This is a genomic window from Pseudomonas sp. RGM 3321 (assembly GCF_022836805.1).
GTDB lineage: Bacteria > Pseudomonadota > Gammaproteobacteria > Pseudomonadales > Pseudomonadaceae > Aquipseudomonas.
In genome coordinates, this window is the sequence record NZ_JALHBH010000117.1 from 210,678 (window position 1) to 234,319 (window position 23,642).

Here is a 23,642-nt window from a genome sequence, read left to right on the forward strand (position 1 = left end):
TGCCTTGCTATTATCCCGATAAGAATTATTCTCATCTTACTTGCACAGGAGATGAGACATGACCTATTTGATCGATGCATGGCTGGACCGCCCCCACCCTTACCTGAGAATTCTTCACCGCGAGACCGGCGAAGTGTGTGCGGTTCTGGAAGAGGAAGCGCTGGAGGAGTTACGTGATCAGGGCGATCTTGATGTGTGTAGCTTGAGTTCCAGTGAACCCTTGGTGCTCAAGGAGCTGGTGAGAAACCTGTTTCTGTTCTGCTATGCGCGGGCGTTACGCCCGATGGGTGAGTTGCACTGAGCATGGAGCATCAGCACAACCCCACCGCTGAGCGAATCAGCGCGATTCGTTCAGCGACCCTCTGTATCGACCGGGTCGATTACAGAACGTCGAGCAATTCCACGTCGAACACCAGCACGCTGTGCGGTGCGATGCTGCCAACGCCCTGAGCGCCGTAAGCCAGTTCGCTCGGTACGTGCAGACGCCATTTGCTGCCAGCATTCATCAGTTGCAGCGCCTCGGTCCAGCCCGCGATCACGCCGCTGACCGGAAACTCGGCAGGTTCGCCACGATCGTAAGAGCTGTCGAAGACAGTGCCGTCAATCAGCGTGCCGTGATAGTGCACGCGCACCTGGTCTTCACGGGTTGGCTTGGCACCATCACCGGAAGTCAGCGCTTCAAATTGAAGGCCGGAAGCCAGCGTGGTCACGCCTTCGCGCTTGGCATTTTCAGCCAGGTAAGCCTTGCCGGCACCCGCAGCCTGTTCAGCCTTGGCGGCCGCTTCGGCCTGCATGATTTCACGGATGACCTTGAAGCTGGCGGACATCTCTTCCTGACCCACACGGCTTGGCTGACCGCCAAACGCATCACGCAGGCCTGCCACGATGGCTTCCAGGTTGACACCCGGTGGCGGGTTGTCGCGCAACTGGTCGCCCAACTGACGGCCAATGCCGTAGCTGACGCGGGTTTCGTCGGTGGACAGATTGACTTCGGACATGACACTGCTCCGCAGAGGGGCACGCAGTCGATAATCACGCAATACCTGAACGGCAATCACGCTATACCCTGATGCGCCCCGAACCAAAAGGGCGAGCAGCCTAGCACAATTGCCCCCACCGCCCCTACCGCAGTGGCGATTGGCCCTTTAAAGTCAGGACCATGACGAATGAAAGGAGATAGGCATGCGCATCTCGGAACGGTCATTGACCGGCATGCCGCACAGCTCGTCATGCACCACGCTATGCACCAGATAGAACGGCACCACCGGCACGTTCTTCAGCAACTCCCGGGCATGCTCCACCGAACGAAGATGCAAGGTCTTGCCTGCCGGGTCCTTGAGCATCACCGAGGTGCCATTCATGCGCACATCGAGCAGATAAATACCGCCTTCGATGGAGATCAGGTTCAGCTCGTCCACCCGACCGGCCTGGGCGTGGTCGGTAAACTCCTGGTAATTCATGGTCGACTCTCCTGCGCAACGTCTAATGCATCGGAACGGACGTTTTACAACACAAGGACGCGACACACCAGAACCGAAACCGCCCGCCCCTTTTACCTTCGCTAGCCTCAGTGCTTGGTCAGCTTGTCCAGATAGCCCATCGCAAACGCGGATATCACGAAGGTCATGTGGATAATCACGTACCACATCAGGTATTCAGGCTTGATGTTGGTGGCATCCATGAACACCCGCAGCAGGTGGATGGAGGAGATTGCCACAATTGAGGCCGCCACTTTCATCTTCAGCGAAGACGAATCCATGGTGCCCAGCCAGTTGAGCTTTTCCTTGTCCTCATCAATGTCCAGCTGCGATACGAAGTTCTCGTAGCCGGAAATCATCACCATCACCAGCAAACCGCCCACCAGCGCCATGTCGATCAGCGACAGCAGCACCAGAATCAGATCAGCTTCGGCCAGCGAGAAGATGTTGGGGATGACGTGAAAGATTTCCTGGAAGAATTTCAGACATAACGCCAGCAGCCCGAGAGAAAGACCGAAATAGATCGGCGCCAGCAGCCAGCGCGATGCGTACATGGCATTTTCAAAAAAACGTTCCATTGATACTCGCAAGGTGTTTTGAAGGAGCGGGCGAGTATATCAGCGGTAACGCGCAGCTCTGGAGATGCGACAAAATATCGCACAGCCCTCATGCATGCACTGCCAGCAGACCGGTTGGCGTAGCGCAAACTGGCTAGAAAGGCGATGAGCGCTCACACACCACCATGCCACTGTCGATACGGCGCAGTTCGGCTTGAATATGCAAGGTCCATATCGGTACATCATCGGCGCATTGATAACCATGCAGCGACAGGCTCTCGATGATGCTCGTCAGTACCGCCTGCGCTGCTGGCAGGCCGATGAACGGTCCTTGGGACTTGATCGCGGAGGGCTGTTCTTCGGCCATGCCGGCTGCGAAGAGCACCATCCATTGTCCGCCATCGTGGGGAAGAGGCCGAATGACACATTCGATGCGAGTCATCAGCCCCATGCATTCTCGGGTAAGGCAAAGGCTACGCTGCATAATGCGCTCCTGATCAGCAACAGTATTCATCCGTCTGACAAAGCAGGATGTGCGCCAATCCAATTGGCCACTGCGGTCATGATCAAGATTAGAAGAAAACCGTCCCGCGCGAAATATCCCTGATGAACGGATGGCTGATGAACGCAATACCGGGCGGCGTCAGCACCGCCAGGCTAGCGCCGTTGTCAGACCTTCAGTTCAGGCTGTAACTGGGCTGGCTCCTTCTCCAGCTCTTCCTTGAGGTCTTCGTCGCTGAGCATTTCCGCGATGTCGCGCAAGCGCTCAACCACACGCGCATTCACGCTGCCTTCCGGAAACTCGCCATTCTCGTCAGGCGCACCGGCAGGTTCGCCGACCAGCAGGCTCAAGGCCTCGTCAGCCTGACGTACCGCATAGATATGGAATTGCCCGTCACGCACGGCCTGCACCACACGCTCATCCAGCATCAGCGTGGTGACGTTGGCGTGCGGAATGATAGCGCCCTGCTCGCCCGTCAGCCCGCGAGCCTCACAAAGACGGAAGAAGCCTTCGATTTTCTCGTTGACCCCGCCCACCGCCTGCACTTCACCGAACTGGTTGATGGAGCCGGTAATTGCGAAGCACTGCTTGAGCGGTGTGCGCGACAGCGCTGAAATCAGCGTGCAGGCTTCGCCCAGCGACGCACTGTCGCCGTCCACGTAACCGTAGGATTGCTCAAGCGCGATACTCGCGGATATCGCCAGCGGGAATTCCTGAGCATAACGGCTACCCAGATAGCCGGTGAGGATCATCACGCCCTTGGAGTGGATCGGCTGACCAAGATTGACCTCGCGCTCGATGTCGACAATCCCGCTGCCACCCGGATAGACCGTGGCGGAAATACGCGCCGGCACGCCAAAGGCCGAATCACCGACTTCCAGAACCGTCAGGCCGTTGCATTTGCCAACCGCGGCACCGTCCGTATCGATGAGGATCACACCCGCCATCATGTCATCGAGAATCCGCGCGGAAACCCGCCCGGTGCGCGTGGCCTTGGCTTTCAGCGCACGCTCGATATGCCCGGCGTCGGTCTTGTCGTCGTTGGCCAGCTGGCGAATGAAGTCTGCCTCGCTGACCAACTGGAACAGATCGCCGATACGCGCCGACAAACGCCCCTGGTGTTCAGCCAGTCGAGCGCTGTAGGTCGCCAGTCGCGCCACCGCATCGGCGGTCAAAGGCGCCATGCCCTCTTCCGACGTTCGGGTCTTCAGCAACTGAGCGAATTGCTCGAGTGTCTCGTCGACCATCGGAATTTCTTCGTCGAAATCGACCAGCACCCGGAACATCTCCTGAAAGTCAGGATCGAGGTCTTGCAGGGTGTAATACAGCGAGCGCGAACCAATGATGATGATCTTGACGTTCCACGGAATAACCTGCGGCGTCAGACTAACGGTTGCCACGCGCCCCAGCTCGCCCAGCGGCGATTCCATCTTCAGCTTGCGCGACTGCAGGGTGCGCTTGAGCGCATCCCAGACGAACGGCTCGCCGAGCATTTTTTCGGCTTCCAGAATCAGAAAGCCCCCATTGGCGCGATGCAGCGCACCGGGCCGCAACTGGCGATACGTGGTGTACAGCGCGCCCTGATCAGTGCTGTATTCGATACGCCCGAACAGGTTGTCATACGTAGGATGCTGCTCGAAAACCACCGGCGCGCCGCCGTCGCGGGTATTGCCGACCACCAGGCTCGGGCTGTACTGCTCTTCCAGTAACTTGCGTGCCTGAGCGTCGGTCTTGGCGTCGTCGACCAGCTGCTCGACCAATGTCTTGAGCAGGTACACCTGCATCGCTTGCAGGTATGCGCAGACCGCAGCGTTCTCGGCGTATTTTTCCGAGAGCGGCGCCAACAGTGGCTGCAAGGTCAGCGTGATGGTTTCTTCGTTCAACTGACGAAGCTGGTTGTTCGACTCACGCTTCCACTGCGGCAGGCTGGCCAACTCTTCGTTGAGGCGCTCCTCAAGGGCGGAGATATCTTCGTGAAAACGCTCGCGATCAGCCTCGGGCAACTGCGAAAACTCGGCCTCGTCCAGCGCCTTGCCATCGGCCATTGGCGTGAAGGCGATGTTGGAGCTGTCGCGATACAGCGCGATGTCCTTTTCCAGCGACAGGCGCTCGATCACATCCAGTGCGCGGTCGTAGCGTTGATTGAACGCACGGTCAATCGAGCTTTTCTTTTGCTGATAGGACGGGTGCTCGAAAACCGCGGGGAAGGTCACCAGCAGGTTATCGATAAGGCCACCGATGTCGGCCGTGAATTCATGGGCAGTGCCCGGTGGCAGTTCTAGCGCCTTGGGCTCGCGGGGCTCATCGAAATTGTTGACGTAAACCCAGTCCGAAGGCGTCTTCATCCGCTTGCCTTCGGCCTTGAGGTAGCGCTTGACGAACGAAAAGCGGCCAGTGCCGGGTTCGCCCATGACAAATACGTTGTAACCGGGGCGCGGCATGGCAACGCCGAACTGCAAGGCCTCTACGGCACGCTCCTGGCCTAGTACGCCGCGAAAGGGTTCAAGCTCGTTAGTGGTCGCAAAGCTGAACTGCTCAGCGGAAAACGGACGGGTCAGCGCATGTGGCGCGAGGCGTAGGTTGGCTGCGACAGAATCGGGCATCAGTAGTCCTTACATCAGGCGGGGCAGATGTCGGCATTCTGGCGCTCGCCGTACAAGACTTGCAAGGCAGGAAAAACCGAAAGGCGCTTACAGACTTAAAGCAATTGCCCGTTGCCCGGAAAATTTCTATTTCCGGCAATAATCTGTAATAGCTCACGGAACCCTTGGAACCCGCCTAAGCTCCAAATTGCACAGGTGGTTGCTGGTTGACCGTCTGTCTTGATGTGACTACTCAAGAAACTCTACCCTTGGCTGAACTAAAAAGAGAAAAAGCTATGAAACGGATTCTTCTTGGAACGCTCTTCGCCGCTGTATCCATCAACGCTATGGCTCAAGCGCCAGGCGGTCCTGACTGCGGCTGGGGCAACATGCTGTTTGAAGGTCAACGCGGCACTCCAGCTCACTTCCTGGCCTCAACCACCAACGGCACCTCGGGTAACGCCACCTTTGGCATGACCTCCGGTACCAACGGCTGCTCGACCAACAGCGCACTGACTTACGGTGGTAAATCCTGGCTTGCCATGAACGGCATGATGGATGAACTTTCCAAGGACATGGCGATGGGTCAGGGCGAAGCACTGACTACCTACGCTGTGGTATTGGGCGTTGCACCAGAAGACCGTGAGCACTTCGCTGCGGTCACTCACGAGCACTTCTCGCAAATTTTCAGCAAGGCCGACGCCACCGCTGAAGACGTTCACACCAACACCGTCAACGTTCTGAAAAACGATCCGACTCTGGCCAAGTACGCTACCCAGGCTTAAAGTCGCTCACCCGCCTTTTCTTCGCAAAAGGCGGGATTCTTTTTCCTGAATTCTCTGACTAGTTGCCCTCTATGCTCAAACGTCTTCTCTCGCTGGCGCTGTTTGTCTGTGCCCCCTTGTCTGCGGCACCTCATGCTGCCGCTGACCGTTTGCAGCAATTGGCCAATGAGCCGTTCTGGATTTCACTGGGTCACTACGAGGCAGGCAAGCTCGGCGGTTGGCGCAGCTATGTGACAGACCCTAAATTCTTTCTCGCTGCCGACGGTGCACACGACCCGAAAGCGGAACTGAGCGCGACACTTGACGCCATATACGCCCCCGTAACCAACGAACAGACCCACGCCCAGTGCGTGTACCCGGCACGCACCCGCTGGCTGCGCGACCAGTTGCAACTGACTGATCTGCCAGCGCCGGACTGCAAAGAGTTCAAGGCCTGGTACAAGGATGTGGCACCGGACAGCACCGTGCTGATTTTTCCGGCCGCGTACCTCAACAGCCCCTCGTCGATGTTCGGCCACACGTTACTGCGCATCGATCCGGCCAGCGCGAAAACCAACAACACCACCTTGCTGAGCTATGCAATCAACTTCGGTGCCTACATCGAAGGCATGGACAACAGCATTCTGTACGCGTGGAAAGGACTGGCCGGCGGCTACCCGGGGTTGTTTGCGCTGGTGCCCTATCAGGAAAAGCTCTCGGAATACCGCAGCCTGGAAAACCGTGACCTGTGGGAGTACCGTCTGAACCTGACCCCGGAAGAAACCGGGCGCATGGTCGAACACGTCTGGGAGCTGAAACAGATCCGCTTCAGCTATTTCTTCTTCGACGAAAACTGCTCGTACCGTCTGCTGGAATTGCTGCAGGTCGCACGACCTGGGCTGAATCTCACCGGGCAATTCGGCCTGACTGCGATCCCGACCGATACGGTCAAGGCGATCAAGGCCGCAGGGCTCGTGGAAAAGATCGACTATCGCCCTTCCCGCGAGCGGGAACTGCTGAGCCGCGCCGAGCCCCTTGATGCCGACGAGCAACAGTGGGTGCTGAAAGTCAGCGCCGATCAGAAACAACTGCAAGACCGCCAGTACCTCGCCCAGCCGAAAGAACGCCGCGCGTTGATTCAGGACGCGGCGTATCGTCTGGAGCGCTACCGCGCCAACGGGCTTGAACGCGATACACAACGCTCACAACGCAGTTTCGAATTGCTGCAGGCAATCAATCAAAACCCGCCGCCACAGCTGGACATCCCGCGTCCCGGCCTGCCGGAAGAAGGCCATGAATCACGCACCTGGCAACTGGGTGCCGGCACACGCGGTGACAAAGCGTTCGCCGAATATGGCCTGCGCATGGCCTATCACGACCTGAACGACAACGCCTATGGCTTTCCGCTGGGTGCGCAGATCGAAATTCTTCAGCTCAAGGTGCGCCAATACGAAGGTAATGACTGGCAAGTTCAGCAACTGGACCTGGCCACCATTCGCTCCCTGACCCCGCGTACCGAGCTGCTGAAACCCTGGTCATGGCAAGTCACCGGTGGGCTGGAACGGGTACTCGGCAAACATGGCGATGAAAACCTTGTCAGCCACGTCAACGGTGGTGGCGGCGGTACCTGGCAATTGGGCGACGAAGTGCTCGGCTTTGCGCTGGGCACCGTGCGGGTCGAGCACAACAACGACTTCGCCGAATTCATCTCCCCCGCTGCTGGTTTCAACACTGGCGTACTGTGGCGCAACCCGCTGGGCAACCTGAGCCTGGAAGCCAAGGGCGACTATTTCACCAATGGCGAAGTACGCCGTAGCGTCAGTCTCAATCAGCAGTGGGAGCTGTCGCGCAACCTCGGCCTGCGTCTAAGTGCTCAACGCGAATTCAGCCAGATGAGCTCGCCGCAGAACGAGGTGATGCTTGAGGTGAAGTGGTATCACTACTGACAAGGTGAGTGCAAAAAATGCGGGCGGAGCCGCCTCAAAATAAAGGCACGCTGCCATCACTTATTCACTACATCGCTTTTACAAATAACTCACAAATTACCTTCTAGACTCCTCTCATAAGTAGAGGGAACCACCATGAAGCGGTATTGGGTGTTGTTGTCGCTGGCCATCGTGCTGGCAGGTTGTCAGTCCACTCGTGACCAGATGTTGGCCGAGGGTTATCCACCGGGCTTTGCAGACGGTTATCAGGATGGTTGCAGCAGTGGCAGGGACGCAGCAGGCGCCAGCACCGGTCAATTCAGAAAAAACGTACCCCGCTATCTGAAGGACAAGCTCTACGCCCAAGGCTGGACTGACGGCTTTCGCCAGTGTCAGGCCTCGCAGGATAACCGCGACCGACTCGACCCCGGCCAGGTCTTCAACGATCGTGACCGTGCCTGGGAGCGGGAGAAGACCCGCAGTGCAGCCAAGGCCTATCGCCCAAACTGACGCACGCGGGAAAATCGACGAAACCAATGCTGTCCGCTTGTGGCCCAAAGCTCATTAGGGAGGACACCTCATGAGCCGCGCATTTGTAAACGAAGACAACGCTGCCGCCGATGCCGAGCAACCGGTAGAGCGGCTGGTCAGCGCACAGACCAATTACGTCACTGCCGAGGGCCTGAAGTTGCTCAAGAAGCACGTCAGCAGCCTCAAGGCGCAGCACAGCGCACAAGCCGCGTTGGGAGACGCCGCCGATAAACAGCGCCAGGCGGACCTTGAACGCGACCTGCGTTACTACACCCAGCGCCTGCAAAGTGCGCAGGTTGTGACAACGGCCGTCTCGACCGAAAAAGTACAAATTGGCAGTTGGGTGACGTTCGCGGATGAAGAAGACAACCGGCAGCGCGTGCATCTGGTCGGGGAGGATCAGGCGGATGCCGCCAAAGGGCTGATCAACTGGGGCTCGCCACTGGGACGTGCATTGATCGGTGCGCAGAAAGGCGATGAAGTGGTGTGGGAGCGGCCGGCAGGGAATCAGTCGATTGAAATACTGCTGATCGAGCCAGATGCTTAAAGCGCGCTGATGAACAATAACGGCAGCGCCGTTCCCGGTCAGGAACGGCGCGTGCCTAAACGCTGATCAGGCCAGCTTCTTGTGACGCACACGGTGCGGCTGGGCAGCTGCTTCACCCAGACGCTTCTTGCGATCCGCTTCATACTCGGTGTAGTTACCCTCGAAGAAGATCGCTTGCGAATCGTCTTCGTACGCCAGGATGTGTGTCGCTACACGGTCAAGGAACCACCGATCATGGGAGATCACAATGGCGGCGCCCGGGAAGTCCAGCAGCGCTTCCTCCAGCGAACGAAGGGTTTCAACGTCAAGGTCGTTTGAAGGTTCGTCGAGCAGCAGCACGTTGCCGCCCTCTTTCAGGGTCAGCGCCAGATGCAGACGGCCACGCTCACCACCGGACAGGTCCTTGACGAACTTCTGCTGATCGCCGCCCTTGAAGTTGAAACGACCAACGTAGGTGCGAGACGGAATTTCATAGTTGCCGATACGGATCACGTCGGAACCATCGGACACCGCCTGAAATACCGATTTGCTGCCGTCCAGGTCATCGCGGCTCTGGTCCACGCAGGCCAGTTGAACGGTCTCACCGACTTCGATGCTGCCCGAATCCGGCTGTTCCTTGCCCATAAGCATGCGGAACAGGGTCGATTTACCGGCACCGTTACCACCGATCACGCCGACGATGGCGCCTTTAGGCATGGAGAACGACAGGTTGTCGATCAACACGCGGTCGCCGTAGCCCTTGGTAACGTTCTTGAACTCGATAACCTTGTCGCCCAGACGCGGACCGGCCGGGATGTAGATCTCGTTGGTCTCGCTGCGTTTCTGGAATTCCTGCGACTGCATTTCTTCAAAGCGTTGCAGACGCGCCTTGGATTTGGACTGACGCGCCTTGGCACCCTTGCGGACCCATTCCAGCTCGTCTTTCATGGCCTTTTCGTGAGCCGTCTGTTGCTTGGACTCCTGAGCCAGACGGTCGGACTTGGCTTCAAGCCAGCCGGAATAGTTACCCTCGTAAGGAATGCCCGCGCCGCGGTCGAGTTCCAGAATCCAGCCAGCCACGTTATCCAGGAAATAACGGTCGTGCGTGATCGCAACCACGGTGCCCGGGAAGTCGTGCAGGAAATGCTCCAGCCAGGCGACAGAGTCGGCATCCAGGTGGTTGGTCGGTTCGTCGAGCAGCAGCATGTCCGGTGCCGACAGCAACAGGCGGCATAACGCAACACGGCGCTTTTCACCACCCGACAGGACCGAAACCTTGGCATCCCAGGCGGGCAGACGCAGTGCGTCGGCGGCTACTTCCAACTGGCGTTCCAGGTTATGACCGTCGCTGGCCTGCAGGATCGCTTCAAGCTTGGCCTGCTCGGCTGCCAGCTTGTCGAAATCAGCGTCCGGCTCGGCATATTCGGCGTAAACCTGATCAAGACGCGCCTGGGCGTCCTTGATCACGCTGACTGCCTCTTCAACCACTTCACGGACCGTCTTGTTCGGGTCAAGTTGTGGCTCTTGCGGCAGATAACCCACATTAAGCTCGGGCATCGGGCGCGCTTCGCCGTCAAATTCGGTGTCGACGCCAGCCATGATTTTCAACAGCGTGGACTTGCCCGAGCCGTTGAGACCCAGCACGCCGATCTTGGCGCCGGGGAAGAAAGACAGAGAGATGTTTTTCAGGATTTCACGCTTCGGCGGCACAACTTTGCTCAGCCGATGCATGGTGTAGACGTATTGAGCCATGAAATGAAAACCTAGCGTCTGTGATGAGGACCGATTTGGAACGCGAGCTTAAAGCTCCGGCCGGAAAAAAGCTTTTATTTGTCCGCAAGACTTGCCGCGAGACCGTTCCGAGCCTTGAATGAACCCAGGCAGAAACAGATCGGGGCCGTGCTGAAACATATAAAGCCTGGTCGATATTGCAAAAAGTGGAGTCACTCATGCAGGAGTCGGTGGATACCACGCGTTGCGCAAAGCTACCCGAATGCAGCGTGCAGGGCAAACGATCCGGCCCAACGGGGCTGGCACTCTGCCACAAGTAAAGGCATGCTAGCCGCCCTCTTTGGGCGACCCGCTTATTTTACATAAAGCATCGCTGCTTCAGTCCAGCAGTCAGGAACAACGATTTGCCCACTTCAACGCCTCTGCCGTCATCCAGTGTCGCTACCGACAGTGCGACCAGGCCTTTGCGCGGCTCAGTGAAAGGTGTATTGGCCGCGCTGGTGTTGGTGGTGCTTGCACTGCTGCTCTGGCAATTGATCGAACAGTTTCACCAGACTCAGGAACGCCAGCGCCAGCGCAGCCTGGAGTACAGCATCCAGCTTTCCGACCGAATGAGTCTGAACATGGCACTCAAGGCGCAAATCGCCATGAATCTGCTGGACGAGGCGCAATCCTCCGGAGACCGGCTGGAGCAGCCGACGGCACTGGCAAGCCTTCGTACTGCCCTGCCCGCGCTGCGCAGCGCCGCGCGACTGAACCCGACGGGTGACATTGTCAGTGACAGCGCCGAGGCATCCCGCGACGGAGAGTTTCTCAAGCAGGCCATGAAAAAGGCCCAAGGACACCCCTATTTCTACACCGGCACCGAAGACGGTAAACAGATTTATGTACTGATCCGCCAAGGCGGTGGCGTCAGCGGCGATTACTGGGCGCTGCGCATGGCACCCGACGCCTTGAAGGACCTGACCAGCCAGCCCGCTCAATACTTTCAACATGTGTGGCGCCTTGAACAACGCAAGACCCAGCGGGTTCTCCTCCGTGAACCGGCGCCCTCCAACGAGGCAGACAGCGGTCTTTCCGAGACCATTCTGCTTCAGCCACTGAGCAATAGTGACTGGCAACTGCGAGGCCTGTTCGATACCTACAAGGCCCGCAGCGAGCTGCTTGCGCCACTGATCGGCAAATGCCTGATAGGCCTGCTGCTGTCGATCCTGCCGCTGATCGCGCTGATGAGTCTGCGCAAACGCCAGCGCCAGATGCTGCAAAGCCGCCGCCGCTATCGCGATATCTTCGAGGGTGCAGGCGTTGCGATCTGCGTCATGGACATGTCGGGTCTGCAAGAGCAGCTGGAAGCACTCGAGGTCAGAACGGACGAAGACTTCGAGCTTCTGCTCAAAAGCCAGCCAGCCTCGCTGAAAAGACTGTTGCAGCAGTTGCGAATCAACGAACTCAACGAAGTTGCCCTGGGCCTGCTGGAAATCGAACACAGTGAGCAGGCGTGGCAGCCGTTGATCGAGGGCGAATCGCGGTCGCGCCCCGGCATCGGCGTTCAGGTCATTCAGGCTGTTCTCGCCGGGTTGCCAAGGCTGGAGCTGGAAATCTGCCTGACACGCGCGTGCGGCCAGGACCAGCATCTATGGCTGGTCATGCGCCTGCCCGAATCACGCAGCGACTTCGATGCCGTTATTCTCAGCATCGGCGATATCACCAGCCGCAAGCAGATCGAGCTGTCATTGCTGGACCGCGAGAGCTTTTGGTCCGACGTGGTGCGAACCGTACCGGACCACTTGTACGTTCAGGACGTACTCAGCCAGCGTGTGATCTACAGCAACCACCATTTCGGCTACACGCTGGGCTACAGCAAGTCCGAGCTGCGCGCCATGGGCGAGTTCTTCTGGGAAGTCCTGCTGCACCCTGACGACGCCAGAAGCTATCAGGACATGCGCCTGCGCCAGCGCCACCACGGCCATAACGAGTTATTGCAATGTGTGTTGCGCTTCCGGGATCGCGAGAACAACTGGCGCTGCTTCGATGTTCGCGAACAGGCACTGGCCTGGGACGCAGAGAACCTGGTCACCCGCATCATCGGCATCGCCACGGACATTACCGAGCAGGTTTCGTCCAGCCAGTCGCTGCGTGACAGCGAACAGCGTTACCGCATGCTCGCTGAAAGCATCAGCGATGTGATCTTTTCCACGGATGGCCAGTTGGCAGTCAATTACGTCAGCCCCTCGGTGGAAAGCGCGCTGGGGTACAGCGCCGAGTGGATTCTCCAGAACGGCTGGTCCGCCGTCATTGCCAACCCTCAGCAAGTGATCGGTTTCGATGCGCTCATCAACCGCATCGGCAAGGTGCTGCACAAACCTCAGGAACTCGCCAGATTGCGCGAAGAGGTGACGACCAGAATGTTTCTGTTCGACTGCCTGCGTGCAGACGGCCGCAAGATACCAGTGGAACTGCGGGTGGTGCTGGTGTGGGACGAGCACGGCAATTTCGAGGGTATCTTCGGGGTCGGCCGGGACATCAGCCAGCAGCGTCGGGCAGAAAAAGACCTGCGCATGGCCGCCACCGTATTTGAACACTCGACATCGGCGATCCTCATTACCGACCCTGCCGGCTATATCGTTCAGGCCAACGAGGCGTTCACCCGCGTCAGCGGCTACGAAGTTGCCCAGGTGCTCGACCAGCTACCGGGCATGCTCACGGTGGAATCGGAACAGGAAAACCACCTGCGCTACATCCTCAAGCAATTGAACGGCCAAGGCACCTGGGAAGGTGAAATCAGGCTCAAGCGCCGTAACGGCGAACACTACCCGGCCTGGGTCGGCATTACCGCAGTGCTCGACGACGAAGGCGATCTGGCGAGTTATGTGTGCTTTTTCAGCGATATCAGCGAGCGCAAGGCCAGCGAGGACCGCATCCACCGTCTGGCCTATTACGACGCCCTGACTCACCTGCCCAATCGCACCCTGTTTCAGGACCGTCTGCATTCGGCGCTGCAACACGCCGAGCGCCAACAGGCTTGGGTGGTATTGATGTTCCTCGACCTCGACCGCTTCAAACCGATCAATGACTCGCTGGGCCATGCCGCTGGCGACCGGATGCTTCAGGAAATGGCCACGCGGCTACTCGCCTGCGTGTCTTCCGACGACACCGTGGCACGCATGGGCGGGGATGAGTTCACCCTGTTACTGCAGCCGGACACCACGCGCGAAGCCGCGCTGTCTCGCGCCATTCACGTGGCCGAGCGGATTCTGACCAGTCTGGTGACGCCGTTTGTACTTGAAGGCCGCGAGTTCTTTGTCACTGCCAGCATCGGCATCGCGCTCAGCCCGCAGGACGGCAAGGAACTGAGCCAGTTGATGAAGAACGCCGACACGGCGATGTATCACGCCAAAGAGCGCGGCAAGAACAACTTCCAGTTCTATCAGGCCGACATGAACGCGACCGCGCTGGAGCGTCTGGAGCTGGAAAGCGACTTGCGCCACGCCCTGGAGCAGAAGGAGTTCACCCTCTTCTACCAACCGCAGTTCAGCGGCGACGGCAAACGCCTGACGGGCGCGGAAGCCCTGTTGCGCTGGCGCCATCCGCGCCGCGGACTGGTCCCGCCCAACGACTTCATCCCGGTGCTCGAAGAGCTCGGGCTGGTCGTGGAAGTCGGCGACTGGGTCCTGGCCGAAGCCTGCCGTCAACTCAAGCACTGGCATCAGGCCAGGGTTCGCGTGCCCAAGGTGTCGGTCAACATCTCGGCACGGCAGTTCTCGGACGGTCAGCTCGGTAAACGCATCGCCCACATACTCGAACAGACCGGCCTGTCACCCGCCTGCCTGGAACTGGAGCTGACCGAAAGCATCCTGATGCGCGAGGTCAACGAGGCCATGCAGATACTCGATGGCCTCAAGAACCTCGGCCTGAGCATCGCCGTCGATGACTTCGGCACCGGCTACTCGTCGCTGAACTACCTCAAACAGTTTCCGATCGACGTACTGAAGATCGACCGCACCTTCGTCGATGGCCTGCCGTCCGGAGAGCAGGACGCCCAGATCGCCCGCGCTATCATCGCCATGGCCCACAGCCTGAACCTCTCGGTGATCGCCGAAGGCGTAGAAACCCACGAGCAACTGGAGTTTCTTCGCGAACACGACTGCGACGAAGTCCAGGGCTACCTGTTCGGCCGCCCGATGCCACCTGCCCAGTTCGAAGCGCAATTCAGCAACGACGCGTTGTTCATGCTGGATTGAGGGCCAGTTCTCGCAACGTCGCCATCGTCCATTTGAACGATAGCCGAACCCTTGAATATGAGTAGACTTGAGCCACTGCCTCGCACAGCGTCGACGACAGCGAGCGCTCTACCCATAACAAAGAACACAAGGGGGTAGCATGATCAGCGATACAACGTCCCTGGACAGTGTTTCCTGTCAGGCCGTGGAAGCCTTGAACAAGGTGATTCTCGCGCTTCAGACCGAGGTCAGCAGCGCGTCTATCTCTACGTTTCATCAACAGGCGCTTGAGCGGGCGCGCGCTGGTGCAGTTCGACAAGGCCTGGTGGGGCAGATCCACCAGGCGTGACAACTGGCCCGTCGAGCACAGTTCCTTTTTGCTCGGCCTGCCCTCCGGTTACGCCGCCGAGTGGGAGCAACTCAAGACCTCGGATGCCAGCGTCGGCAGAATGCATCAGACTCAGGGCGTCTGTCAGGTCATTCACTGCACGGCAGCGGATGCTCCTCCCGCGCTTGCCGACCTCGGACGCCAGTACGACCTTTGCTTCGCGCTGGGCATAGTCCTGACCGACCCGCACACCCAGCAGGGCTTGCATTTGACGCTGTTTCGCTCGGCCGACCACACACCCTTTTCGCCCTTGGACAAACGCCTGATCGAGTGGCTGATGCCGCATCTGATCGCCGCTGAACAGGCCAGTTATCTGCGCACGCTCACGACCCTGCGGGAAACTCAGGGGGCCTACGATGAGACCGCCATGGCGGTGAGTGATCGTTACGGCGTGCTGCTTTCCATGGAGCCTGCGTTCGCGTCGATGCTGGCCTCGGGTTTTTCCATTAACTGCCACCCCGCAAGGGAGGGCTGTGCTCGCCCATAAAAATAACAAGGCACTTACCGATGTCATTAAAAAACCACTTTCTCAGCGCTTTAGGGCTCGCCATGGCGATCCTGTGGTTATCGTCCACTGCGTGCGCCACCGAGAATGCGGCGCCCACGACAGCCGCTGGCGTTTTTGACTTTGGCGCAGGTTTCATGCCGCCCACCACCCCAATGGCACCGTCGGCATGCGTATCAGCAACTACCACGCGGATGTCATCAAGGACAGCCACGGCAATGACAGCCCCAACGACTTCCAGATCAACGTCCTGGCGATCGGCCTCGCCTACTTGCGAATGACCGATCAGGCATTTTTAGGGGCCCGCTATGGTTTCGCGGTGGTGCCGATCTTTTTCAAGATGGATGCAGACCTGGGCGTGAACGTCGGGGGGGCAACGGGTAGTCAGCGACAGCGCAGCGCTGTTTCGCCAGGCGGACCTGCAAGTGGTGCCGATCATCCTGGACTGGAAGCTCGGGCCGGGGCTGGGCATCAATACCCAACTGATGATTCAGGCGCCCACCGGGGACTATGACAAAAACCGTCTGGTCAGCCCTGGCACCCATCACTGGACGGTCTCTCCGCTGTTGAATGCGACCTACATTTCACCCGACGGCTTCGAGGTTTCCTGGAGTTTCCAGATCGATATAAGCGCGCGTAACCCCGACACCGATTACCGCAGTGGCGTTGAGTACCGGCATGAGTTTGCAGTGGGCCAGCATGTTGGCGACTGGAGCGTCGGCATCGGCGGCTACTACTACCGGCAGCTGTCGGACGACGACGCGCCGGGGCTGAGCCGCGGCAATCGCGCGCGGGTACTCGCCGCAGGCCCTGCAGTGAGTTACTTCAAACCCGGCGCCGGGCTGCCGCCCATCTGGTTGCACGCCTACAAGGAGTTCGACGCCCGCAACCGTGCCGAGGGCTACACCGTGGCGCTGCGTACCGGCATCAGCTTTTAAGTGGCGTGCGCACCGCGACGACACGCTTTCAATCCTGGAGACGATCGATGAACGACCTGCACGAATTATTCAAAACGCTGGACGGCCGTGGCCTGGCAACACTGGTACGCAATGGCGAGGTGAGCCCCGGCGAGCTGCTGGAAACCGCAATCGCGCGGGTCGAGCAGGTCGAGACCGGCCCGAACGCCATCAGCGAAAGGCTTTACGATCAGGCGCGCAGCCAGGCGAGCGGAAGCAGCGTCAGACAGGGCGTCATGGCAGGCGTACCGACCCTGGTGAAAGACATGTTCACCCCGATGACCGGAGCACGGATGACCAGTGGCTCGCATGCGCTGGGCGAGTTTCGCTCAGACATCGACTGCGAAATCGTCAGCCGGCTGCGCCAGGCCGGCTGCCAACTGATCGGAGCGACCACCGCCCCTGAATTCGGCGTGTCCTACAGCACCGAATCGCAACGCTTCGGCGCGACCTGCAATCCGTGGAATCTGCAGCACAGCGCGGGTGGTTCCAGCGGGGGTGCCGCCGCTCTGGTGGCGGCGCGCGCCATCCCCTTCGCTCATGGCAACGACGGCGGCGGCTCGCTTCGCGTACCTGCTTCCTGCTGCGGCGTATTCGGCTTCAAGCCCTCGCGCGGCCTGCTGCCGTCCGGCCCGATGGTCGGCGAGGGCTGGGCAGGCCTGAGCACCGCTCATGCGATCACCCTGTCGGTAGGCGACAGCGCGGCACTGCTTGATGCCACTGCCGGGAGTGACCTGGGGGCTCCCTATGCGGCGCCCATACCGGCGACGCCGTTTGCACATGCTGCAGGACGCGATCCCAGGCGCCTGAAAATCGCCTTGATCTCGGCAATATCACCCTGGCCCGCCGAACCGGAAGCCCTGGCCGCACTGCAACACACTGCGGCCTTGCTGGAAGCGCTCGGGCATTACGTGGTCCCGGCGACGTTGCCGGTTCAGTTACCTGAATTTCTTGATGCGACGTTCGACATCATCGGCTCACACACCCAGGGCTAGCTCGATCTGCTGGGCAAAATGCGCAGTTTCCCGGTGGCCATGGATGAACTGGAGCGGCGCACCCGCGTGATTCTGCGCGAACGCGGGCAACTGCCTGCAACACGCTACATTTCCGCGGTCGAATCGATGCATGCACTGGGCCGGGCGATGGCCGGTTTCTTCGACGAGTACGACATTGTTCTCACCCCGACGCTCGACCGCGCGCCGCGCCGCCTGGGGGAGCTGGCCTTCGACGACGACAGCCGTTCTCTGCAGGACTTCATCGCGCTTTCGCACAGCTACTCGCCCTACACGGCGATCTTCAACGCGACAGGCCAGCCGGCCATGTCCGTGCCCCTCTACTGGACAGCCGATTCGCTGCCGCTGGGCTCTCACTTCGCCGCGCGGTTTGGCGACGAACTGACCTTGCTGAGCCTCGCCGGGCAACTGGAACGCGCCCAGCCGTGGGCCGCACGCAGGCCGCCGTTAAACGCTTGTGCGGGTTGATGCGACGGGATTATTGGCGGTGGCGAGACCACCGCCTGCGTTGCAGGCGGCGGTCTGTCGGCTACAGGCTTATGGCTCGCCAGCCGCTTGCTGTGCCGGCGTCGGGTGCGACCCGGTCAGGTACCGGAAGCGGTCGTAGAGACCCGCCACTACCTGCCCGCCTGCGATCCTGCCCGGAATTGCCGTTTGCAGGGTGCCGACCGCGCTCCCCAGACGCGAGGTGCCGACGTAATTCCCGGCCCAGGACGCAGCCGCCCTGCCAGCCTGATGCACCGCCTTGCCTTTGTCAGTCAGGTAGCTCAAGCCTTTGCCGGCTGCTGCGCCAGCCACTTCTCCAACCATACCGGGAAGCGTGAGGTTGGCTGCGGTCAGGACCGCAGCACCGGAGGCATAGCCTTTGATCCCCTTGTCGAGAAAATTCCAGACTTTGTTGACGCCCAGAAACCCTGTCATCACCAGATTCAGGCCGACGATTTCCTTGAAGACCTGAACCGCCTTTTGCATGTCGACTTCAGGGTTCATGGCCAGCTTGAGCATCTCCGATACGCACCAGACGCCGTCCGCCGCGTAATCGGCTTTGCCGACCATGCTCTTCATCAACATCACCAGCGCCGCACCGATACTCGCCGTCAGGGCCACCAGGCCCAGCTTGGTGTAGAAGTCAGGGTCCGCCTTGCGCTCCCCCTCGGCCAGTTGCAGACCTGCGCGCAGGGCATCGGCGCTTTCGAACCTGGCCTGGAACTCGCTGCTCTTGGTGCCCAGGTACGTCAGGCTCGAGTTCATGATGTCGGTGATGCTTTTGTCTTGCTTGTACAATTCGGTCGCCACTTTCATCTGCTGGGCAAAATGCTCGCTGACGTCGAAATGACTGGCCACGGCAAGATGGTCTTCCTCCGGGATGCTGGCGTTTCCGGTGTCTTGCCTGGAAAGCTTGCTCTTGGCGAGCTTGAAGGCGGCGGCGATCGATTCGCGGTTGAATACGCCCAGCGTGGCTGCGCCCGATGCCACGGCCGTTGCGATACCGAAGCCGACCTGCTCCAGCAGGTGTTCGTTCCTGGCAAAGGTGGGCTGCGCCACGATGGCGTTGGCCAGCACGGTGACGAAGTAGCGGTTCAGGCCGTGATCGACATTGGTCCGCGCGTTGGTCAGCTCGTTCATCATCAGGCCAGCCATGAACACTGCGTTCTTGGTGAAGTGGGCAACCAGCGATGAGCTGTAGGAGTTGTCCTTGCTGACGAACGCCACGGCCAGTGGCAAGGGTGCCAGCGCGAGCAGCATCGCCGGACTTGCAAGGATGCGACTCTTGAACGAGGCACCGTTCTTGAGCGTGCCCAGTTCGGCATTCATGCTTTGGTTAAGGCTGAGCAACTCGTCTTTCACATCAGAGGGTAGCCCCGAGCGGCTCAACACTGCAGGCAACTGTTCGTTGTGAGCGCGCCAGGCGTCGAGTTGACCCTGGCCGTTGGCCTGAACGATTGCGCCCAACATGTCACGCTCGGCTTCGCTCAGCGCCGACGATGGTTTTTCCAGCAGCGTCTTCACAACGTCGGACGTCGTGGTAGCAGCACTGGGCAAATGACCAAGACGGGCCAGTTGCTCCTCGCTCAATACCAGCGAACCGTTGGCCAGCGCCAACCGCAGTTTTTCATCGAACCCCATGCCGCACCGGGCCTCAACGTCTCCTTCAGGGGCGAAGGGCAACGGGGTATTGCTGACGATATCGCGTTGTTCCTGCGTGAGATGCAGCACATGCCTGTTCAGGAAGGCATGCATCTGATCGGGCGACAGGTGTGGCGCCGGGGTGCGCATCAAGGCCAGCAACCCCTTGTCATCCATCGGCGCGAGCGCCCCGTAGGCATCAAACTTGCGCACCAGATTGCCGCCGGCCTTGAGCAATGCCTGGCTTCTCGTCAGCCGGGGCTCGGCAGCCTCATGGCCAGGTGCAGGTGCTTCGCCTGGCTCGATGGAGATTGCTTCCAGCCTTGGCAAAATGTCGTGTTCGCGCAATATCTGCAGCAGCGCCCCCGCCACTTCCGCCAGCTCGCGCAATTCATTGCAGGCTGGCGCGTCCTGGCAATTTTCGGTCAATGTCTGCAATGCGCCGGGCAACGTCTCCAGGTCATTGAGCGTGTCGGCATGTGAGCGCAGCAGACTGACGACCGCTTCGGGTTGACGCTGGAGGCTGTCATTCAACTCCGCGGTACGCTGCTTGGCTGTGCGCACGAAATGGCTGAAGAGCGTGTAAGACAAAACAACAGATGGCTCTGCACCCAGCGTCTCGGGATCCAGATGAGTCAACGCCAGCAGATCCGGAACCGCCAGGGCCAAGGCGGGCGACCGGGCAGTCAAACGAGCGATGGATTGGTGCAACCGTGCCGTCCTGAGCCCCTCGCAGGCCAGCGACAGTGAGTCGTGAGATGCATGAGAAGCAGGCATATCGGCCAGCCGGCCAATACAGCGGTCAAGCAGGTCTTTCAGCGCCGGCGCCTGATCCTCGCCGGCAAGTTGGTGCCAACCCTGCTCGGTCGTGGCGACCTCGGCCAGGCTGTGGCAGAGCTGGGAAACTGTGGGCCAGGACGGCTGCTGTTTATCCAGCTCACGCTGAAGAGCAGACAACAGACGTACAGAGTCCTGCGCTGGCGCGGTCGAGGTGCGACCAAATGCCACAGCCAGCTCGCCGGAGGCAAAAAACGCCACGGTACGAGCCTGCTGCGGGGTTTGCTCACAAACGCCGGTGGCACCGGAGGACGCAGGAGCAACGTCCGGCAATGAGGAATGAGGGGTGCGCGTTATCTGGGAGGGCATCATGGGCGTTTTCCCTATTGTCGGTGGGTACGGGCAACAGACCGACTGAGTGTCGTCCGGCCCGGAACGGTTCCGTTAATTGAGGGCAAATCGATGCGTGATCACTGAAATTTCGAGTGGATGTGCCCGGTTCACGCCGCCGATGACTAAATTGATCTTGACCATCTCATGCGGCCGGGCCCCACTCAGAACAAGCCTTGCGCCTGCAGCACGGCCATGATTCGGCCCTCGTAGAAACCCGCGTGAGCGCCGTCACTGTTCAAGATGACTGCCTTTCATATGCCAGATAAAACCCGATGGGGTAGAATAGCCGCCTTTTCCGCCATGCCCCCTTGAGGACTGCCATGTTCAGCCGTGATTTGACTATCGCCAAGTACGACGCCGATCTGTTTGCCGCCATGGAGCAAGAAGCTCTGCGTCAGGAAGAACACATCGAGCTGATTGCCTCGGAAAACTACACCAGTCCGGCCGTCATGGAAGCTCAGGGCTCGGCCCTGACCAACAAGTACGCCGAAGGCTATCCAGGCAAGCGCTACTACGGTGGTTGCGAATACGTCGACGTTGTCGAGCAACTGGCCATCGACCGCGCCAAGGAACTGTTCGGCGCTGATTACGCCAACGTCCAGCCACACGCCGGTTCGCAAGCCAACTCGGCGGTCTACCTGGCCCTGCTGCAAGGCGGCGACACCATTCTGGGCATGAGCCTGGCTCACGGTGGTCACCTGACCCACGGTGCCAGCGTTTCGTCCTCGGGCAAACTGTACAACGCCGTTCAGTACGGCATCGATGCCAACGGCATGATCGACTACGACGAAGTCGAACGCCTGGCCGTCGAGCACAAGCCAAAAATGATCGTCGCCGGTTTCTCTGCCTACTCGCAGATCCTCGACTTCCCGCGCTTCCGCGCCATCGCTGACAAGGTCGGTGCCTACCTGTTCGTCGACATGGCGCACGTCGCCGGTCTGGTCGCCGCAGGCGTCTACCCGAACCCGGTGCCATTCGCCGACGTCGTGACCACCACCACGCACAAGACCCTGCGCGGTCCACGTGGCGGCCTGATCCTGGCGCGCGCCAACGCCGAGATCGAGAAGAAGCTGAACTCCGCGGTATTCCCTGGCTCCCAGGGCGGCCCGCTGGAGCACGTCATCGCGGCCAAGGCCGTGTGCTTCAAGGAAGCGCTGCAGCCTGAGTTCAAGACCTACCAGCAGCAAGTGGTGAAGAACGCCAAGGCCATGGCCGGCGTGTTCATCGAGCGTGGCTTCGACGTCGTGTCCGGCGGTACCGAGAACCACCTGTTCCTGCTGTCGCTGATCAAACAGGACATCTCCGGTAAAGACGCCGACGCCGCTCTGGGTCGCGCCTTCATCACCGTCAACAAGAACTCCGTACCGAACGACCCACGCTCCCCGTTCGTCACCTCCGGCCTGCGCTTCGGCACCCCGGCAGTGACCACTCGCGGCTTCAAGGAAGCTGAGTGCAAGGAACTGGCCGGCTGGATCTGCGACATCCTGGCTGATCTGAACAACGAAGCCGTGATCGACGCGGTTCGCGAGAAGGTCAAAGCCATCTGCGCCAAGCTGCCGGTTTACGGCGCTTGATAAGCCTGGCTTAAACGCAGTACCAAAAGCCCCGACTCGTGAGAGCCGGGGCTTTTTGTTGGGCAACTCATTGTGTGGGCAGATGCCTGGCCGCTGAACGACCTCTCAACCGCATACCTTCTCGAACCCCGCCCGAATCTTCTCCTCCGGCAATTCATCGGCAATGAACACAATCACGCTCTCGCGCTTTTCGCCTTCGGCCCACTCGGTGTCCCAGTCGAAGCCGTAGAGCTTGAGCACGCCCTGAAACACCATCTTGCGTGGTTCGTCTTCGATGTTGAGCACGCCCTTGTAGCGCAGCAGTTGTTTGCCGTGGTCTTCGAGCAGTTCATTCATGAACTCGCTGAGGCGGTCCAGATTCAGTGGTTTGTCGCTGCGCAGGACCAGGCTGCTGATGCGGTCAGCGGAATTGCCGGCCGGCGCCACCGGGCGTAGGGTCATGCCGCCGCCGAGGTCGGCGTTGAGGTTGAAGCCGCGCACATCGAGCAGTTCGGCAAGGTCGATGTTGCCATATTCGACGATGCGGATCGGGGCACGGCGGTTGATGCGGGTCAGCCGTGCGCTAAGGGCATCGAAGGCTGCGTCGTCGACCAGATCACGCTTGCTCACCAGCAACCGGTCGGCAAAGCCGATCTGCGCCTGAGCGATGGTTTGCGCCAGGTGGGTATCGGCGTGCGCGGCGTCGACCAGGGTGATGATGCCGTCAAGGATATAACGCTCGCGCAGCTCTTCATCGATGAAGAAGGTCTGCGCGACGGGTGCGGGATCGGCCAGCCCGGTGCACTCGATCACCAGTCGGTCGAAGGCGATTTCGCCACTGTCCAGGCGCTCCAGTAACAGGTAGAGCGCTTTGGTCAGGTCGGTGTGGATGGTGCAGCACACGCAGCCATTGGACAGGGTCATGATCTGTACTGGGTCGGTGCCCAGCAACTGGCTGTCGATACCTGCATCGCTGAATTCATTTTCGATCACGGCGATTTTCAGGCCGTGCTCGGCTTTGAGCAGGTGGCGCAGCAAAGTGGTCTTGCCGGCGCCCAGAAAACCGGTCAGCACGGTCACGGGGATGGGTTGCAACTCAGTCATAAGGCTCCTG

17 protein-coding genes and 2 pseudogenes are annotated in these 23,642 nt (G+C 59.8%); 11 read left to right on the forward strand and 8 right to left on the reverse strand.

The genetic code is table 11. The features are described from left to right. The first annotated feature begins 58 nt into the window (after positions 1-58). The gene (locus RGM3321_RS21200; RefSeq protein WP_002555214.1) at positions 59-301 is read left to right on the forward strand and encodes a hypothetical protein; all 243 of its coding nucleotides are present in this window, start codon (positions 59-61) and stop codon (positions 299-301) included. 79 nt (positions 302-380) lie between these two features. Here RGM3321_RS21200 and RGM3321_RS21205 read toward each other — a convergent pair whose 3' ends face one another. From RGM3321_RS21205 to RGM3321_RS21225, 5 genes are all read right to left on the reverse strand, one after another. Then, a complete protein-coding gene (locus RGM3321_RS21205) occupies positions 381-998 on the reverse strand; it encodes an FKBP-type peptidyl-prolyl cis-trans isomerase (protein WP_005736691.1) in 618 nt (205 codons plus the stop codon). A gap of 153 nt (positions 999-1,151) precedes the next feature. After that, positions 1,152-1,460, reverse strand: a complete 309-nt coding sequence (locus tag RGM3321_RS21210) for a DUF6482 family protein (protein ID WP_058409404.1) — start codon at positions 1,458-1,460, stop codon at positions 1,152-1,154. Positions 1,461-1,567: 107 nt separating this feature from the next. Next, positions 1,568-2,056, reverse strand: a complete 489-nt coding sequence (locus RGM3321_RS21215; protein WP_003379718.1) for a TIGR00645 family protein — start codon at positions 2,054-2,056, stop codon at positions 1,568-1,570. 133 nt (positions 2,057-2,189) lie between these two features. After that, on the reverse strand, positions 2,190-2,519 hold the full coding sequence (locus RGM3321_RS21220) for a hypothetical protein (RefSeq protein ID WP_244394699.1): 330 nt from the start codon (positions 2,517-2,519) through the stop codon (positions 2,190-2,192). A 185-nt stretch (positions 2,520-2,704) separates the two neighbouring features. Continuing rightward, positions 2,705-5,140: an ATP-binding protein gene (locus RGM3321_RS21225; RefSeq protein ID WP_054071850.1), complete on the reverse strand. Its 2,436-nt coding sequence runs from the start codon at positions 5,138-5,140 to the stop codon at positions 2,705-2,707. 275 nt (positions 5,141-5,415) lie between these two features. On the opposite strand from RGM3321_RS21225, the gene RGM3321_RS21230 reads away from it, so the two are divergent. The 4 genes from RGM3321_RS21230 to RGM3321_RS21245 all read left to right on the forward strand — a co-directional run bounded on the left by RGM3321_RS21230 (position 5,416) and on the right by RGM3321_RS21245 (position 8,886). After that, positions 5,416-5,904, forward strand: coding sequence for a DUF3015 domain-containing protein (locus tag RGM3321_RS21230; RefSeq protein WP_003379721.1), 489 nt, complete (start codon positions 5,416-5,418; stop codon positions 5,902-5,904). 71 nt (positions 5,905-5,975) lie between these two features. Further along, on the forward strand, positions 5,976-7,829 hold the full coding sequence (locus tag RGM3321_RS21235; RefSeq protein ID WP_244394700.1) for a DUF4105 domain-containing protein: 1,854 nt from the start codon (positions 5,976-5,978) through the stop codon (positions 7,827-7,829). Positions 7,830-7,964: 135 nt separating this feature from the next. Further along, a complete protein-coding gene (locus RGM3321_RS21240) occupies positions 7,965-8,318 on the forward strand; it encodes a hypothetical protein (protein ID WP_002555223.1) in 354 nt (117 codons plus the stop codon). A 70-nt stretch (positions 8,319-8,388) separates the two neighbouring features. Further along, positions 8,389-8,886 carry a GreA/GreB family elongation factor gene (locus RGM3321_RS21245; RefSeq protein WP_244394701.1) on the forward strand — a complete coding sequence of 166 codons (498 nt, stop codon included), beginning with the start codon at positions 8,389-8,391 and terminating at the stop codon, positions 8,884-8,886. Between the two features lie 66 nt (positions 8,887-8,952). Here the strand turns inward: RGM3321_RS21245 and ettA are convergent, their stop codons facing one another. Beyond that, positions 8,953-10,617, reverse strand: a complete 1,665-nt coding sequence (gene ettA / locus RGM3321_RS21250) for an energy-dependent translational throttle protein EttA (protein ID WP_003368689.1) — start codon at positions 10,615-10,617, stop codon at positions 8,953-8,955. Between the two features lie 383 nt (positions 10,618-11,000). On the opposite strand from ettA, the gene RGM3321_RS21255 reads away from it, so the two are divergent. From RGM3321_RS21255 to RGM3321_RS21275, 5 genes and pseudogenes are all read left to right on the forward strand, one after another. Beyond that, positions 11,001-14,837 carry an EAL domain-containing protein gene (locus tag RGM3321_RS21255; protein ID WP_244394702.1) on the forward strand — a complete coding sequence of 1,279 codons (3,837 nt, stop codon included), beginning with the start codon at positions 11,001-11,003 and terminating at the stop codon, positions 14,835-14,837. Between the two features lie 139 nt (positions 14,838-14,976). Beyond that, positions 14,977-15,165 (forward strand): hypothetical protein, encoded by a 189-nt coding sequence (locus RGM3321_RS21260; RefSeq protein ID WP_244394703.1) that lies wholly within the window; start codon positions 14,977-14,979, stop codon positions 15,163-15,165. Next, positions 15,122-15,691, forward strand: coding sequence for a hypothetical protein (locus tag RGM3321_RS21265; RefSeq protein ID WP_244394704.1), 570 nt, complete (start codon positions 15,122-15,124; stop codon positions 15,689-15,691). Before RGM3321_RS21260 ends, RGM3321_RS21265 begins: the two co-directional genes overlap by 44 nt. A 62-nt stretch (positions 15,692-15,753) precedes the next feature. Next, positions 15,754-16,647: pseudogene (locus RGM3321_RS21270) on the forward strand (transporter). A 47-nt stretch (positions 16,648-16,694) separates the two neighbouring features. After that, positions 16,695-18,146 (forward strand): annotated as a pseudogene (locus RGM3321_RS21275) (amidase). 69 nt (positions 18,147-18,215) lie between these two features. Here the strand turns inward: RGM3321_RS21275 and RGM3321_RS21280 are convergent. Beyond that, a complete protein-coding gene (locus RGM3321_RS21280; RefSeq protein WP_244394705.1) occupies positions 18,216-20,954 on the reverse strand; it encodes a HopW family type III effector protein in 2,739 nt (912 codons plus the stop codon). A gap of 341 nt (positions 20,955-21,295) precedes the next feature. Between RGM3321_RS21280 and glyA the strand changes: the two genes are divergently transcribed. After that, positions 21,296-22,549, forward strand: a complete 1,254-nt coding sequence (gene glyA / locus RGM3321_RS21285; protein ID WP_244394706.1) for a serine hydroxymethyltransferase — start codon at positions 21,296-21,298, stop codon at positions 22,547-22,549. Positions 22,550-22,654: 105 nt separating this feature from the next. Here glyA and yjiA read toward each other — a convergent pair whose 3' ends face one another. Further along, positions 22,655-23,632, reverse strand: coding sequence for a GTPase (gene yjiA, locus RGM3321_RS21290; protein WP_244394707.1), 978 nt, complete (start codon positions 23,630-23,632; stop codon positions 22,655-22,657). Positions 23,633-23,642: the final 10 nt, after the last annotated feature.

What these genes read in the sequence shown, in the direction of transcription:
- RGM3321_RS21200 (WP_002555214.1), top strand. Translation starts at nt 59, where the DNA reads ATGACCTATTTGATCGATGCATGGCTGGACCGCCCCCACCCTTACCTG.
- RGM3321_RS21205 (WP_005736691.1), bottom strand. Translation starts at nt 998, where the DNA reads ATGTCCGAAGTCAATCTGTCCACCGACGAAACCCGCGTCAGCTACGGC.
- RGM3321_RS21210 (WP_058409404.1), bottom strand. Translation starts at nt 1,460, where the DNA reads ATGAATTACCAGGAGTTTACCGACCACGCCCAGGCCGGTCGGGTGGAC.
- RGM3321_RS21215 (WP_003379718.1), bottom strand. Translation starts at nt 2,056, where the DNA reads ATGGAACGTTTTTTTGAAAATGCCATGTACGCATCGCGCTGGCTGCTG.
- RGM3321_RS21220 (WP_244394699.1), bottom strand. Translation starts at nt 2,519, where the DNA reads ATGCAGCGTAGCCTTTGCCTTACCCGAGAATGCATGGGGCTGATGACT.
- RGM3321_RS21225 (WP_054071850.1), bottom strand. Translation starts at nt 5,140, where the DNA reads ATGCCCGATTCTGTCGCAGCCAACCTACGCCTCGCGCCACATGCGCTG.
- RGM3321_RS21230 (WP_003379721.1), top strand. Translation starts at nt 5,416, where the DNA reads ATGAAACGGATTCTTCTTGGAACGCTCTTCGCCGCTGTATCCATCAAC.
- RGM3321_RS21235 (WP_244394700.1), top strand. Translation starts at nt 5,976, where the DNA reads ATGCTCAAACGTCTTCTCTCGCTGGCGCTGTTTGTCTGTGCCCCCTTG.
- RGM3321_RS21240 (WP_002555223.1), top strand. Translation starts at nt 7,965, where the DNA reads ATGAAGCGGTATTGGGTGTTGTTGTCGCTGGCCATCGTGCTGGCAGGT.
- RGM3321_RS21245 (WP_244394701.1), top strand. Translation starts at nt 8,389, where the DNA reads ATGAGCCGCGCATTTGTAAACGAAGACAACGCTGCCGCCGATGCCGAG.
- ettA (WP_003368689.1), bottom strand. Translation starts at nt 10,617, where the DNA reads ATGGCTCAATACGTCTACACCATGCATCGGCTGAGCAAAGTTGTGCCG.
- RGM3321_RS21260 (WP_244394703.1), top strand. Translation starts at nt 14,977, where the DNA reads ATGATCAGCGATACAACGTCCCTGGACAGTGTTTCCTGTCAGGCCGTG.
- RGM3321_RS21280 (WP_244394705.1), bottom strand. Translation starts at nt 20,954, where the DNA reads ATGATGCCCTCCCAGATAACGCGCACCCCTCATTCCTCATTGCCGGAC.
- glyA (WP_244394706.1), top strand. Translation starts at nt 21,296, where the DNA reads ATGTTCAGCCGTGATTTGACTATCGCCAAGTACGACGCCGATCTGTTT.
- yjiA (WP_244394707.1), bottom strand. Translation starts at nt 23,632, where the DNA reads ATGACTGAGTTGCAACCCATCCCCGTGACCGTGCTGACCGGTTTTCTG.